Annotated in this window: 10 protein-coding genes and 1 pseudogene; all 11 read right to left on the reverse strand. The window is 52.9% G+C overall.

The genetic code is table 11. From position 1 onward, the window contains the following. Positions 1-24: 24 nt before the first annotated feature. The 11 genes and pseudogenes from hslU to regB all read right to left on the reverse strand — a co-directional run bounded on the left by hslU (position 25) and on the right by regB (position 15,116). Positions 25-1,329 carry an ATP-dependent protease ATPase subunit HslU gene (gene hslU, locus OU789_RS13855; RefSeq protein WP_274656112.1) on the reverse strand — a complete coding sequence of 435 codons (1,305 nt, stop codon included), beginning with the start codon at positions 1,327-1,329 and terminating at the stop codon, positions 25-27. 2 nt (positions 1,330-1,331) lie between these two features. Then, complete coding sequence (locus OU789_RS13860) at positions 1,332-2,399, reverse strand: hypothetical protein (RefSeq protein WP_274656113.1); 1,068 nt, start codon at positions 2,397-2,399, stop codon at positions 1,332-1,334. Beyond that, on the reverse strand, positions 2,396-2,959 hold the full coding sequence (hslV, locus tag OU789_RS13865) for an ATP-dependent protease subunit HslV (protein ID WP_263954557.1): 564 nt from the start codon (positions 2,957-2,959) through the stop codon (positions 2,396-2,398). Before hslV ends, OU789_RS13860 begins: the two co-directional genes overlap by 4 nt. A 154-nt stretch (positions 2,960-3,113) precedes the next feature. Beyond that, positions 3,114-3,446 (reverse strand): annotated as a pseudogene (gene trxA / locus OU789_RS13870) (thioredoxin); the annotation flags it as partial. A gap of 48 nt (positions 3,447-3,494) precedes the next feature. Continuing rightward, positions 3,495-6,863, reverse strand: coding sequence for a double-strand break repair helicase AddA (gene addA, locus OU789_RS13875; protein ID WP_274656115.1), 3,369 nt, complete (start codon positions 6,861-6,863; stop codon positions 3,495-3,497). Next, positions 6,860-9,790, reverse strand: a complete 2,931-nt coding sequence (gene addB, locus OU789_RS13880; RefSeq protein WP_274656116.1) for a double-strand break repair protein AddB — start codon at positions 9,788-9,790, stop codon at positions 6,860-6,862. The genes addA and addB overlap by 4 nt, the downstream gene beginning before the upstream one ends. Then, the gene (locus OU789_RS13885; protein WP_274656117.1) at positions 9,780-10,469 is read right to left on the reverse strand and encodes a nucleotidyltransferase family protein; all 690 of its coding nucleotides are present in this window, start codon (positions 10,467-10,469) and stop codon (positions 9,780-9,782) included. Before OU789_RS13885 ends, addB begins: the two co-directional genes overlap by 11 nt. After that, positions 10,462-11,451 (reverse strand): aminoglycoside phosphotransferase family protein, encoded by a 990-nt coding sequence (locus tag OU789_RS13890; protein ID WP_274656118.1) that lies wholly within the window; start codon positions 11,449-11,451, stop codon positions 10,462-10,464. The genes OU789_RS13885 and OU789_RS13890 overlap by 8 nt, the downstream gene beginning before the upstream one ends. Continuing rightward, complete coding sequence (gene tsaE, locus OU789_RS13895) at positions 11,444-11,914, reverse strand: tRNA (adenosine(37)-N6)-threonylcarbamoyltransferase complex ATPase subunit type 1 TsaE (RefSeq protein ID WP_274656119.1); 471 nt, start codon at positions 11,912-11,914, stop codon at positions 11,444-11,446. The genes OU789_RS13890 and tsaE overlap by 8 nt, the downstream gene beginning before the upstream one ends. Before the next feature lie 40 nt (positions 11,915-11,954). Then, the gene (locus OU789_RS13900) at positions 11,955-13,574 is read right to left on the reverse strand and encodes a PAS-domain containing protein (RefSeq protein ID WP_274656120.1); all 1,620 of its coding nucleotides are present in this window, start codon (positions 13,572-13,574) and stop codon (positions 11,955-11,957) included. Positions 13,575-13,718: 144 nt separating this feature from the next. Further along, a complete protein-coding gene (gene regB / locus OU789_RS13905; RefSeq protein ID WP_274656273.1) occupies positions 13,719-15,116 on the reverse strand; it encodes a sensor histidine kinase RegB in 1,398 nt (465 codons plus the stop codon). Positions 15,117-15,119: the final 3 nt, after the last annotated feature.

Below are 15,119 nucleotides of genomic sequence, written 5' to 3' on the forward strand. Positions count from 1 at the left end.
TCCTCGTCAGAGAGGAAAAATTACCTATAGCACATATCGACTGATATCGGTGGATTTGGCAAGAGCGCCCAGATGCTTCTCAACAAATTCGGCATCAACCGATATGCTTTCGCCCGACTTATCCGGCGCTTCGAAACTCAACTCCTCAAACACGCGTTCAAGAATAGTATAGAGTCGCCGCGCACCGATATTTTCGACAGATTGGTTCACCTCGGCGGCAATTTTCGCGAGAGCTTTGATGCCGTCTTCTGTGAACGACACAGTCACTTCTTCGGTCGCCATAAGCGCAGTGTACTGAAGCGTTAGCGCGTTGTCGGTTTCGGTCAGGATGCGCACAAAGTCATCTTCGGTCAGATCCCGCAACTCCACACGAATTGGCAGGCGGCCTTGGAGCTCCGGCAACAGATCACTTGGCTTCGCAATGTGAAAGGCGCCGGACGCGATAAAGAGGATATGGTCGGTTTTGACAGGGCCATGCTTGGTTGAAACCACTGTGCCTTCGATCAGCGGAAGCAAATCACGCTGCACGCCTTCGCGCGAAACATCGCCACCGCGGGCATCACTTCGTGCGCAAACCTTGTCGATCTCGTCAAGGAAAACGATGCCGTTTTCTTCTACACTTTCAAGCGCCATTCGCTGAACGGTTTCATCGTCCAACAACTTGTCAGCTTCTTCACCGATCAGAATGTCATAGCTTTCAGCGACGGTCATTTTCTTGCGGACAGTTCGGCCGCCCATGGCTTTGCCAAACAGATCACCAAGATTCATGATGCTCGCTCCTCCCGGCTGTCCGGGGATATCAAACCCCTGCATCGGGTTGGTTGTGTCGGCAACATCAAGCTCGATGATCGTAGAGTCCAACTCTCCGGACTTGAGTTTTTTGCGGAACATCTCGCGGGTTTGTTCGCGGGCATCAGTTCCGGCGATGGCCTCAATGACGCGCTCTTCTGCGGCTTCGTGGGCCTTGGCCTTCACATCCTCGCGCATGAATTCGCGGGTTTGGGCAATAGCGCTATCCACCAGATCACGCACGATCTGCTCAACATCGCGGCCGACGTAACCGACCTCGGTAAACTTTGTTGCCTCAACCTTGATAAACGGCGCGCGCGCGAGTTTGGCCAGACGGCGAGAGATTTCGGTTTTGCCAACACCAGTTGGCCCGATCATCAGGATATTTTTCGGGTAAACCTCTTCGCGTATGTCATCCGCGAGCTGCTTGCGCCGCCACCGATTGCGAAGCGCAACCGCAACCGCACGTTTGGCATCGTTTTGGCCGATGATGAACCGATCAAGTTCGGAAACGATTTCGCGGGGGGTAAGGTCTGTCATGATTACTCCGGATTTGCAGAGGTATAGGGCGGCAATCGGTCTTTTAGGGGAAAATCAGGGAGCGCTCGCATGAGGCTCGCCCGTATCTGTACCCACCAAGTGCCAAGTGCTGTTATGAAAACGCCAAGAATAAGAAGCGTCGCGACAAAGGAAGTTTCTTCGTTTGTCGAGTTCTGTAAGGCGTAGAGTATGAGAACACCGACGTATCCGATGCCGGCGGTTAGGAAAGAGCGACGATCAATTACCAAGGCAACAATTGTGACAAGCAATAACGCAAGTGCGGTCAGTGAATAGCCAACGGTTCCGCCGACATTGAAAAGCGACATAGCAATTGTGTTCACAAGCGCAGGCGCGGCGAGGATATGGAGCCAGAACCCGCTCGCAGAGTATCGGCTTATCCGATGCGGGTCGCGCAGGTCAAAGTAGAGGCCCGCAAGGAATGCCGCGATCCCGAAAACAAGCGACCCATATGCAAGATAGGTGCCATTCCCCAAATCAAACAGATCGCTCGTAAGGAAGAAGATGCTCGGAACCGTATGGGTAAAATGGTTTATAACCGAAAATACAAAAATTAGGCCAAAAACCCCAAGTACGAACATTGAAAACGGGAGCTTGAACACACGATAGTACAAGGCCATCGCAGCCATACCGATGAGGCCGACGGCAAGCCCGGCGGCTTCGGTTTCTGGGCCAATAATGAGGGCAACGCCGAACGCTAGGAAAATCCCAAAACCAGCAGCTAGAGCAATACTTGGTAGGCTCATACGGCGACGAGCGGTGAAATACATCGCAAAGACCCAGCAAAGCGCCATTCCCGCGATTGGAACGATCGCACCGCTTCCAAGCACAACCGTGATTGCCAGAACGCCAGCAAACAATAGGCCAAGCCCAACCGTCACAAAAATCTCGGAAAAGCCCTTGAAGAACTCAAAGGGTTCGTCCTCTTCCGGCAGGAAATCTCGAACGTTCTGGCGGGACTGCGCGATTGTTATGAGTTTGGTCGCCTGCGCCTCGGTCATGGCGCCTGCATTCACAGCGGCGCGGATGTCATCAAGGGTGAAGCCGCTCATGATTTGGCGTCGATCGTTTCGACAGTAAGATTGCCGTTGGTGTAAACGCAAATATCAGAAGCAATCGCCATCGCTTTGCGGGCCACTTCTTCGGCATCGTCAAGATTTTCAATCAAACCGCGCGCCGCAGCCAGAGCGAAGTTTCCGCCAGAGCCGATCGCAGCAATATCATGCTCCGGCTCGAGTACGTCTCCAGCGCCAGTGATGACAAACAGATCGGTTCCGTCCGTAACGATCAACATAGCTTCAAGCTTCTGGAGGTATTTATCCGTGCGCCAATCCTTGGCAAGCTCAACACTTGCGCGCGCCAACTGTCCTGGCGTGGCTTCAAGTTTTGCCTCAAGACGCTCAAGCAAAGTGAAAGCATCCGCCGTGGAACCGGCAAATCCGGCAACCACGTCAAACCCACCGGGGGAGAGGCGGCGTACCTTGCGCGCCGTGCCTTTGATTACGGTTTGGCCAAGCGAGACTTGTCCGTCACCTGCCACAACAACCTTGCCGTTCTTGCGCACGCCGATAATCGTTGTGCCGTGCCATCCGGGAAACTGATCTTCTGCCATTGGCTTCTGTGGCTCCTTGCTTGTTTGTTTGACGTTATATGGCGGTCGTTTGTTGGTCTCGCAAGATTAATTGAGCAAAAACAGCGCAAACCCTACAAACCCAAAGAAAAAGGCGCCCGTTTCGGGGCGCCTCTGATGCATACTGAAGTCTGGGTTAAACAGCTTCGTCAATCCAGGTTTGAAGCGCGGCTTTTGGAGCGGCTCCGACCTTGGAAGAGAAAACTTCACCATTCTTGAAAAGGAACAACGCGGGAATGCCACGAACACCAAGTTGACCTGGTGATTGCGGGTTCTCGTCAACGTTTACCTTAACGATTTTGACCTTGTCCCCGTATTCGTCGGAAAGCTCTTCAAGAGCGGGTCCGATTTGCTTACAGGGGCCGCACCACTCAGCCCAAAAATCCACAACAACTGGGACATCGGCTTGGCGCACTTCGGCGTCGAATGTTTCGTCTGTTACGGCAACTGTAGCCATCTGCTCTCTCCTAGAGAAATTCGTTTCGGCTTTAGAACCTAGGGTCGGCCAAGGGTATCGTCAAGGCATGTTCACGCGAGATAGCGCTGCGGTCACGGTTGCGTTAGGAAGCGCCATCAACTCTGCGGATTTCGTCCAAAGAATTGCGCAACTTATCGGTTTGTCCGGATAGATTTGCGAAATCGCTGCAACATATGCGCCCATCTGTCGTAACAATCCTTCCGGAACCTGTTCCGCGCTTTTGGGCACGATGGCGTTGGTTTTGAAGTCCACGATCAAGACTTCCGAGTCTGTCACGATCAACCGGTCAATCTGACCTTCAATCGCCCGCCCGCTGAGCTCATCAAGTTTGGCTACAACGTTTACCTCGGCGAGCGCGGATGGGCTGAAGACGTCCGCTAACTTCGGATTTGCAAGGCAGTTGGATGCCTCCTCCTGCAACTCCGGATCATCTCGCCCGAGCAATTGCCTTGCGCGCTCTGGACGGTCTTCTTCGGAAACGGTTGGAAGATGCTCAAGCAGAAGGTGGATATCCGTTCCGCGCTGCATTGCTTCCTCTTCGGAAAGACCTCCAACTCCGGGAAGCGCTTTTTCGCCTCCAAGGTCAGAGGGTGAAAGCGGCTTGGCAGGCTTCACAGGTACCGGCGCGGTCTGGGTTGCCCATGCGGGCAATGCCGTATCCTTTGCTGTGTTCACCTTGTCGAGTTTCGCAATCGGTAGCGCACTCCAATCCTCATTCTGAAGCCGAAGCCCCTGCCCTGAAGGAGTGTCAAACTCTACGGCACCCGCTGCCCTCATGCCTTTCTCTACAATTCCGTGCCACGCGTTGCCGTCTTTATCGAGCTTTCCTGCGCCGCAAACGATGAGCCACTTCTCCGCGCGCGTCATCGCAACGTAAAGCAGCCGCATCTTTTCCTGCTGCTGCAGGTCTTTCATCGTGTCGACCTGATTGGAAACTTCGGGCGGCATTTGTTTTGCTCCGGGTTTCCAGATGACGCTGTTATCCGCCATCTTCACCAACTGGGCATCAACGCTGTTTTTCTTTGCCGCCGTGTCAGGAAGAATAACGATCGGCGCCTCCAGCCCCTTTGCGCCATGAACTGTCATCACCCTGATCTGGTCGCTTGCGCTATCGACCTGACGTTTGATCTCGACTTCATCTGTTTGAAGCCATGACAGAAAACCTGTGAGGCTTGGAATTTCCATCTGTTCAAAATTCAGCGCCTGATCCAAAAGCGCGTCTATCCCGTCCTCTGCTTCTTCCCCAAGCCGCGCAATCAACTTTTTGCGGCCACCAAAAACAGTCAGCGCGCGTTCAATGATTTCGTAGGGCCGCAAGAAGTCAGACGCCCGCCTGAGATCTTCAAGCACCCTCATTTCCTCGGGGAATTCTTCGGCGCGATTACGCATCGCGGCCCAAAGATACTTTTCCTGTCGTCTGTGCGCGAGGTCAAAGAGCTGCTGTTCGCTCCAACCGAAAAGCGGAGATTTCAAAACACTTGCAAGCGACAGGCTATCTTCAGGCGTCGCAAGAAACGACAAAAGCGCGACGATATCCTTAACCGCAAGCTCACCGCCAATCTTGAGCCGATCCGCGCCCGCAATATCCAGCTTCTGCGCCTTACATTCGCGGATGATTTCAGGGAAAAGGCCACGCCGCCCCTGAACGAGGATTAGAAAGTCTCCAGGTGTAACGGGCCGCTGTTCAAATGTGCCGGAATGTCCGATTTCGTCTGGAATAGTGACCTTTTCTTCGATCATCCGCTTGATCTCGCCAGCGATCTTACGCGCGAGCCGAACGTTGTGATGACTTTGCGATACCTTATCAACGGGGTCATACCAATTGCGCTCGTCGTTGTCTTGTTCGGGCTCTTCAAGTGGCCAATGATCCACGCGCCCCGGCATCGCGGATTTAAACGCAAGATGGGTCGTTTCGCCGCCCACGCCATTTCCGCCGATTGCTTTGAATGTGAAGTCAACAAGCGACAAAACCGGCTCTGCGGAACGGAACGAATGCTCAAGCTGCAGATTCACGAGCCCTGCCCCCGCCTCTTTTAGACGCTCAGCGAAATGGGCATTCATCCGATCAAACTCCGCCGGATCGGCCCCCTGAAAGGAGTAAATGGATTGCTTTTTGTCACCCACTACAAAGATCGACCTATGCGCATCTTCCTTGGCGCCCTCGCCGCTCGTAAGCTCTTGGGCAAGGTTCTCAATAACCTGCCACTGCGCTGGGCTGGTATCCTGTGATTCATCAACAAGAATATGGTCAATCCCGCCATCAAGCCTATAGAGCACCCATTGCGCAACCAGTGGATTGGTTAGCAAGTCTCGCGCCTTATAGATTTGATCGTCAAAATCGAGCCAGCCTCGAACCTGCTTCTTTTGCTCAAACCGCGGCAGGAACTCAGCCGCGAACCTGCGCAAAACAAGGGTGCGCTCCGCTGTATGAAGCCGAAGACGTGATGAGCGCGCGTTTTCGACACGCGCCATTAGCTTCTCGAGGGCATCCATCTTGTCGGAGATCAGCTTCTGCGTAGCTTTGGTCGGTACAGAACCGATCTTCGCCTGCGCGGCTTTTGCTCCGTCCTTGAACAGGAATACGTCTTCAAGAATGAGGAGATCCTTCGCCGACAGGGCGTCAAAATCTACAAGCCGAAGCTTCTCTCCGTTTTTCGCGTCGGTTGAACTACCCTGAAGAAAGAATGGCAGTATCTCTTTCAACAGTGCGCCGTCAGTCGGCAAAAAGGTATCGTTCTCAAGGTCGGTTTGAGAGTATCCCGCCGACAATCCAAGGCTTTGCCAAATCTCAGCCGCATCTACGGGCGTAGATAACTCATTGCGAAACTTGGCAATTTCCGCAGTGAACTTCCCGAATTCTTCGGCCGTATAAACCGCCGCTACATCATCAATGAGCGCACGCTCCCCACCAAGGATCATTTCGTCGATCACTTCCTCATGCAGCAATCGCGCCGAACGCTCGTCCATTTCGCTAAACTGTGGCGAAACACCGGCCTCGAGCGGAAAGCGTCGCAAAATAGAAGCGCAAAATGAGTGGATTGTCTGAATCTTCAGCCCACCAGGAGCTTCGATGGCGCGCGCGAAAAGGCGGCGTGCGTTTCGGATATCCTCGTCTGATATGCTGCCTTCAACGCCGAGCGCAATAAGGTCATTTCGCAACAAATCAGTCTCTAGCATTGCCCATTTACCTAATCTGGCAAATAGCCTGTTCTGCATCTCACTCGCTGCGGCTTTGGTGTAGGTAAGGCACAAAATGTTCTGAGGTTTGACATTTGCAAGCAAAAGACGCGCAACGCGATCTGTCAGAACGCGTGTTTTGCCCGAGCCCGCATTGGCTGAAAGCCATGTGGACGCAAAAGGGTTGGCGGCTTGTACCTGCCGTTCGGTTGCAAGGTCTCGTTTGATCATGTGAGATCCTCCCCAACGGGTTCGTCGCTTTCTTCCCACTCTCCATATCTGGCAAGGTGATCGTAATCTCCGTAGTGGGTAATCACGCTTGTTGCGCGGCGGGATGTATAGCCCTGTTGCGGGCTAAAATAGGCGCCGATCAACTCATGAAATTCGTCCCAAACTTCTTTGGTCGTTGTGTCTGTAAGTTCCGCAGATCTTTCACCAGGCTTGGCACCTACGCCAATATATGTCGCCTCTTGAACCTTGGCCGCCCCGATGCCTTCAAAGCCACCATTTTCAACCATTGCCGCTTCGAGCAGAAGTTGTTTGTCAAACAGGCGCTCAACAGCTGGCGACGGGGGTGTCGTTTTATAGTCGTAAATAATAGCGTTCCCTGTCTCGGTAAGATCAATGCGATCCGCGCGACCGGAAAGCATGAAATCGAGACCATTCAGGCCCAATTTACCCATTTTCTCGAACCACGTCGGTGTGCCACGAGCCTGTCTTTGCTTCTCAGAGGTCACAAACCATTCGGCATTTCGCGAAAACTTCGCGTACCAGAGCCGTTGCGCAGCGGGCCACGGTACAGACTCCTCGAGCGTTTTCCCTGCAATTTCCATGAGAGCGGCTTCGGTCATCTGGTCGATCGGAATTGTCTCTACTGCCTTCTCGAATATCTCGTGCAGGATCGTACCGCGTAATGGCGCATCTGCTTCGTGCTTGAGGGGGTCGAGTGGCTTCAGTTTAAGTACATACTGCGCATAAATTGCATAAGGATCGCGGATCAGTGTCTTGATTCTCGTTACAGAAAGCCCTCTAGGGCGCGCAGGAACTGGCGGCCTTGGTGAAGGTCGTTTCGCTGGTTCAATTCGCTTCTCGGGGCGTTCAAATCGCTCGAATTGGCTTAGATACGCCTCACCCCTCGCCCGCATGCCATCCAGTGCCTCGGTGCCACCGGTGTTTGGCAGCCCTTCTAGCAGGTTTGTCACTCGGTTGAGCCAACGAGATGGAACTGTCTGAGATTCAGAGTTTCGAATTGATCGCGTTATCCAAACTTCCGGTCCGCAAACGGCTTGTTGAAAATCGTGGGCCGCCAGTCCGATACGCCTTTCGGGCAGCAATAGACCCGCTTTTTGCCGCATTTGACGGTTTAACCATGGATCTGGTTTTGGGGCTTCAGGCCAGACGCCTTCGTTCAATCCGGCAAGAATAACAAGGTCCGCGCCCTGAACACGCGCTTCCATTGTGCCCCAGATCATGATGTTTGGATGCGGGCGGATCGGATCGCGTACATCGTGTCGGTTCAGCACCGCTTTAAATAAATCGCCATAGTCCCGTGGCGAAAGATCTCCGCCGAAACCGCTCTCCTCTTCAAGTTCATTAACGGCCTTGAGGGCTTTTTCGCCCGCAGCCTTGTCCCAAAGAGCACCAGCGCCCTGCCCGTTCGGGCCTTGTGCAATGGCAATCGCGGTTTGTACGTGGCGGTCAAGATGCTGTGAAACAGTCGAAATACCAGCCTCGCTGTGTGGGCAAATAGTGGAACAAATCCATTCGGCCCATTGCTTTGCGTCTTCTGAATCCTGTCCGATCGCCCATTTCCGCAGAGATTCTGGTGTCGGGTAAGGTGGCCCGTAACGGCGGAGATGAAGTTCAAGTTCGCGGGTAAAGAGAAGGTGCGGCCCGCGATCATCCCCGCCTGTGTTTGTAATCGGGTGTTTCAGAAGCGAGAGCAGCGCTTCTGACGTTAATGTTGATCCAAACAGAGACGCCACCTGTCGCAAGAACCGGCCAGGAGGCGCCAATCCAAGAGGAGAACCGGCAGAGTCGTCCGGCTCGATGTCCCATTGCGCCAATGTTGCCGTAACTTGCCGCGTCAAAACGCGATCTGGCGAGATGAGGGCGACTTTCTGGCCAGTTTCCGCGGCCTCCCTTAAACGTAAAGCGATCGCCCCAACTTCGGCGCGCGATGACGGCGCCTCGACCAAAGTTAGACCAGCGCATGCGCCTGCGATGTCGGTGAGGTTCGGCCCCTCATCCATCCATTGGTCGGTAACGGGCGCTGGGCGGAGCGCCAGAGAAATCAACGCATTTCTCGCAGTTGATGCCGGTGTCGGCTCGCCCCAATGAGAAACGTCAGTCGGAGATAAATTTAATGAGTTCAGAAACTTATAGAATCTATACTGCGGATGATCCTCCGCGGAAAGCGCATCATCAAGTCCGCTCCAAACGCTCTCTGGCATCGTAAAATCAAAGCCAGGCAGAATAACAGCACCACGTGGAAGCGCCGCGACGGCCTGCATAAGCTTAAATGTCGTGCCGCGAGAGCCGGTTGAGCCTGCCAAAATGATCGGGTTTTCAGGCGGCGACTGCTTCCAGCCTTGAGTTATCAAATCAACCGCTAATCTCTGACGGGCTTCGGCGTCTGGCGGCTCTCCTGAATCGCCAAAGAAACGCTCAACGATTTTGATGAACTCGAGCGCCCGCTCCCAGTGACCGGATTGATCGGTAACATCGAGCGATACAATCTGTTCTGGCGTTACGTTCTCGCCCTGCATTTCATCAAGGAGTTCGGCCAAACTATCGGCCAAGTCAAACAGCGAGCTACGTGAGGCGAGATCTGGCTGAGCGTCCAGAAGTTGCTTGATAAGCTGCGACAGTTCGAGCCGACGCCGAAGCGGTGAAACTGCCTTGGGAATGGCAATCTGCGGCGCTTGGCTTAAGTCAGAAATGAGCGAAATCTGCGGGAGAAGAAGGGCGCCTTCCTGCGCGAACAGCTCTTGAACTCTACGCGCCATTCTTCGTGTGTTTACAAAGAGTTGAACCCGTGCCAACGCTTCTGGCGGTTTATCTCGGTATGTATGCAACAAGCCCCGAACCAGCTCTGCAGGAAAATCGCACCCCAGCCCGACGCCATACACATTTGCTTTGCCGTCTTCATGAAACATCGGCGTTTCCTTTGAGCATATTTTCCGCGAGTGTAATGTTTTCAGGTCGCCCGACATCGCACCAAGAACCGGAATAAACTGTCCCAAAAACACGGCCACTTTGGATCAGAATGTCCCAAAGCGCATTGAGGGAAAAAGCGTCTTCCTCGATCTCGGCCAAACGCTCGGTCTTAATAACTTGCGCACCTGTGTAAACGTATGGGCCGCCACGGAAAATTCTGCCGTTGTTTTCCAGTGCGAAATCCCCTCTGCCGTTGTGGCCGATCGCATTATCGCTTGGGATAAGAAGCAGCAGAGCGTCCATTTTATTGGGGTCCCAAGCCAACTTTAAGCATTCAAGAGGATTCGGGCCTTTCCAAACGGCATCAGAGTTTAGGGTGAAAACAGGCGACGAATTTAAAAGCGGTATTGCCTTACGAAGGCCACCGCCTGTTTCAAGAAGTGCGTCGCGCTCGTCAGAAAGTACCAAACCGCTTTGAGAAAGATGCGCCTCTAGCTTGTCTGCATGGGCGTGAAGGTTGGCGACGACGCGTAGCTCTGGCATGGGCGAGACAAGGTCAAGAGCGTGATCAACAAGAGGACGGCCAGCAACTTTGATAAGTGGTTTTGGAAAATCCCGCGTCAGGCTTCCCATGCGCGTGCCTTTACCAGCCGTGAATAGCATTAATGCGTCAGGCATGTTGCTCTCCGAGTGACTTGAGGTTTGATTGCGTCGCTGGTGGGATGGTTTCCAGTACAAATGTTTTGAGTTCTGTAAGGGCAGGGTGTTCAAGATCGCCCATCAAATGCGCCCAGACACGCGGAAGAAAATCGAGGTAGTGCGTCTTGCCGTCTCTAACTGCCAACCTACTCAGAACACCTAAAATTCGCAGGTTCCTTTGCGCCGCTTGCACTGAAAATCCATGCAAAAATGCCTCTTCTTCTGCCTCGGATTCTTTCACAAAATGTTTGATTGCGGCATCGCGCGTTTGAACGGAAACATCTCTTCGCGCATCTTCGAGCAGTGACGCCAGATCATAGGCCGGATGTCCGAGGAGCGCGTCCTGAAAATCAAGGATTCCACATCTCGCAACGCCTGACCTTTCCGGAAGCCAAATCAGATTTTCAGCGTGGTAATCCCGCAGGATCATCACATTCTCCGACGGTTCACATTCTTTGAGCGCCGACCTGACAAGCGACACCAATTTTTCAGAGGCGGCCTTGTTTTCTTGGCCCGTTATGCCTGCTTGGTACCATTCGATGACGGGTGTCACGGCTTGAGCCATTTCCTCCGTTCCGAACGTGTTTAAGCCCTTCACGGGTTTATTCTTCTGGACGCACAGCAACACATCCACGGCCGAAAGATAGAGGTCTTTTTCGATATTGGCGTTATTTTCTAGAATCTTGGCAAAGACGGAATCCCCCAAATCCTCCAAGAGAAGGAAATCGGAGTTCCGAGCCAGAATTCTCGGCGCAGAAAGGCCGAGATCGGTAAGATGAGAAGCAACCCGAAGGAAATCATCGCAACTTCCATCGCGATCATTACTGGCATCCATATACACCATTGGCCCGAAATTCGGGTGTTGCCATCGCGCATACCGACGGCCGGATGCATCACCAGCGAGCGGCTGAATTTCAACGTCCTTCGGATTCCTGAGCAGGTCGGAATAGGGGTTATCCATTAAGTAATCCGTCTAGCTTCTGCCACTTGGAATCGGAATACGAAAATGTAAGCCGACGCTCATCTTCAGAAAGCTGTTCAAAGTTGATGCGGAGCGCGTTTACTGGCTGATCCGAACCTAATCTGTCTGGCCACTCGATTAGACAAACTGCGTCTTCAAATGCATCGTCCAAGCCAAGCTCTAATGCTTCGTCAGGGTGAGTAAGCCGATAGAAATCACAGTGCCAGATTGTAAATTCAGCAGCGTCGTAGGTTTGGACAATTGTGAAAGTCGGGCTGGGAACATCCTCGGTATGCTCCAAAAGATGTTGGATGATCCCTCTGCTAAGATGGCTCTTTCCCGAGCCAATAGGCCCCTCAAGCAATATCACATCACCTACATCCAGTCGCTCGGCCATTTGTTCGGCAAGCGCGGTTGTTTCCTGCGGAGAGGTGAGTGTCAGAGTACGAGAGTATGATGTCATGGCACGAATGTAGCGCCCTGACTCGTCCCTGCAATAGAGTTTACACGTTCAGCGTAAAAAGTGGTTCGCCTTTAATCGGGCGGTGTTCGAACTGCGGTGTAGCGCTATCTTTGATTTTGTCTTTTGGCGAATAGGCGACGAGTGTTCCGCCACCACTCAGAGGGGTCACGCGCAGTGGTACTTTTTCGCCTGTGTTTAGAAGTATGGAGTCTTTCCACTGCGCACGTGGGCTGGCGGCTTTTGTAAAAGACTGAAGCTTTGACCAGACATCGCTAGGCTCGCTTTTGGCTTGCCAGAAAGAGATAGCGTCACTCAGACAAAACTCGCCTAGGATAGAGCCAGGATCCATGCCCCAAAAATCCGCATAGGCAGAATTTGACATGGTCAGTTGACCGTTAGAGGCAAACACGGCGATGGCTTCATCAAAGCTATCAAGAACCGCTTGTCCGATTTCGAGCTCGCTGCGAAAGCGCCGCGTTAGTGAAACTTCGGTTGAAATATCTTCAAACAAAAAGGCAACCGCTCCGTCTGGATGAGGGCGGCCGGTTACGCGATAAGTCTGTCCAGAAGGAAGCGCCCAGTTCTCTGTGTAAGTTCCATCCACAGCCGCCGCTTCTAGGTCTGTCATTTGCTGGCGCCAGTTTTTGTAATCTTTGGGTTCCGGAATGACGCGGGCCTCGCGCAGTTTGTCTAGAAAGCTAAAGAGGGTAGGGCGCAAAGACAGGAACATCGGTGAGAGACCGGTCAGATCGGTGAGCGCTGGATTGAATAGCGCCAATTGCCGCTTCTTGTCGAAGATCGCAAGACCGGTAGGCAGGTGCGCGAATGTTTTGGTTAATGTCTGTACAAACTCGCGAAGCGAAGTTTCCGCTCGAATAACACCGTCAACACTGTTTGCAAAATGCAGGGATTCTTCACCGACTGTTGTACTGAAGACTTCATACCACTTCTCATTTGAACTATCCGGAAAGGTAACCGAAACACGATGTGCTCGCTCCTCTGGTGTTCCTTGCGAGAGGGAAACCGTTGGAAAGACACGCTGCGGCGGCCAAGTTTCGATAGCATTATCTGGTTTGTTTTTCAGGCGTTTCGCGACCGCGAGGTATGCCCCGTTTGCCCATGTTATTGAGCCGTCGGCAGTCTGCTGCCAAACCAGATAGGGCGCCATTTCGGCTGTTTTTCTCAGGGTATCCAACTCGTTATTGAGTGCGAGCATACTGTGGGAATCCATGCCCATAGACGAACCGACGGCCGCATCATTAATGATCTCGATCCGTGTTATACCGTCCCAAACCTCGGCAATCAGAATGGACTCGTCATCTGGAGTCACAGGTTTAAGCCTTATTTCGTTAGATTCCTGCAATTGGCCAGCGGCATTTGCAAAATCCGGGTAGCTAGCGCTCAACGCACTACATAGCTTGCGCCAAGCTGTTTGTTCAGTGTTCTGATTGGCCAAAAGCTGCTTTGCCTTATCTGTGGCATCAACCAGCTCTTCGTTTTCGAATAGAAAAACAACACAGTTCTCAGAGTCGCGAAGAAGTTCACGCGTCGTTTTCCCGCGCACTTGTATGAATAGGCCAAGCATGATGACGCCCGAGATAGCCGCAGCGAAGGCGATAAAGACGACGAAAACAATGACTGTTGCGGACAATGAGACCATTAACTTACCAACGTTGAGACTGCGTTGGTAAATAATTGCTCAAAAATGGTTAATGTGCCGTTAACTTGAACATTTCTGCATTTGTGATGCTGAAATGCGGTGTATGCGAACAAGACTTCGCACAGCCAGAGAGCGCAAACTCAACTAGGTAGGCGCGTCAAATCTTTCGTTCTCGCCAAGTCCGTCACTTCCGCCGCGCGGGACTTCAAGTGTCTTGAGTTGCCAAGCAACCTCTACAACTGCGCCGCATTTTGGTGGCCGCTCGGCTTCAGATAGAAACGGGTCTGCTCCATTTGCAAAACTAACCTCCGCGCCTGTTCGCTCTAGGAGTGTTTTTGCAATGAAAAGCCCAAGGCCCATGCCTTCATATCCTGGTCGGCGGGGTTTTTCGCTTGGCCTTCTCTTGCGAACAAAGGGTTCGCCGATCCGCCCAATCACCTGTGTCGGAAAGCCCGGCCCATCATCAATAATTCGCAGATGAAGCCGCGTATCAGTCCACCCGCCTTCGACCCAGACATTTTTTGCCGAGAAATCAACAGCGTTTTGCACGAGGTTCCGAACACCGTGAATGATCTCGGATTGCCGTCGGATTTCCGGTTGCTGAAATGTCCCGCTGGGGGCAGGGGCAAACGCAAAATGAATCTCCTTGCCGCGATCAAGGTGAGGCTCCGCAGCTTCGCGAACGACGGCCTCAAACGGGCCGCTGTGCATGTGAAGGTCGTCTTTGCCCGCACGGCCCATGGAGCGCAAAATCTCTCGGCATCGCTCTGCCTGTTCGCCGATGAGCTTGGCGTCTTCACGAAGATCGGTTCCGTCCTCGAGTTCATCCAGCATTTCAGAGGACACAAGCTTAATTGTTGCAAGCGGTGTTCCCAGTTCGTGGGCAGCGGCGGCAACTACGCCTCCTAAGTCAGTTAGCTTCTGTTCGCGCGCCAAGGCCATTTGTGTGGCAAGAAGCGCTTCGCTCATGGAGTGGATTTCGTTTGAAACGCGGCGGGCATAGGCAGCAAGGAAAACTGTTCCAATTACAATCGCCAACCAGAAGCCGAAAATATACAGCACATCGAGGCGGAAGATCTCGCCAGCGGTATTGCTTAAAGGCTTCGCATAGATTGCAACAAATGTCGTAAGGCAAAGCGCGACTGAACCAATCAACATCGTGGACTGAAGCGTTAGAACAGTAGCCGATATTGTTACAGGAACGAGGATCAGCAACGCGAAGGGGTTATGCAGCCCACCGGTCAGATAAAGCAGCAATATAAGCTGCGAAATATCAAACAATAGCATCCAGACCGCCTGCGCTTCGGAAAGACGTTTGTTCTCTGGATATACGAAGGTCGCGACGAGATTGACGATCACAGAGGCACAGATTACGAGGAAGCACAGGCCAAGATTGAGGTCGACATCAAGCTGGTAAACCGCAACTGTGATCGCAACGATTTGCCCGACGATCGCAACCCACCGCAGCATGATGAGCGTTCGCAGACGAATCCAATCGCTTCTGGCGCGCTGACTGATTAGAGTTGAGGTCGTGTCGGTCATGCG

The sequence above is a fragment of the Halocynthiibacter sp. C4 genome (assembly GCF_028823805.1).
Classification (GTDB): domain Bacteria; phylum Pseudomonadota; class Alphaproteobacteria; order Rhodobacterales; family Rhodobacteraceae; genus Falsihalocynthiibacter; species Falsihalocynthiibacter halioticoli.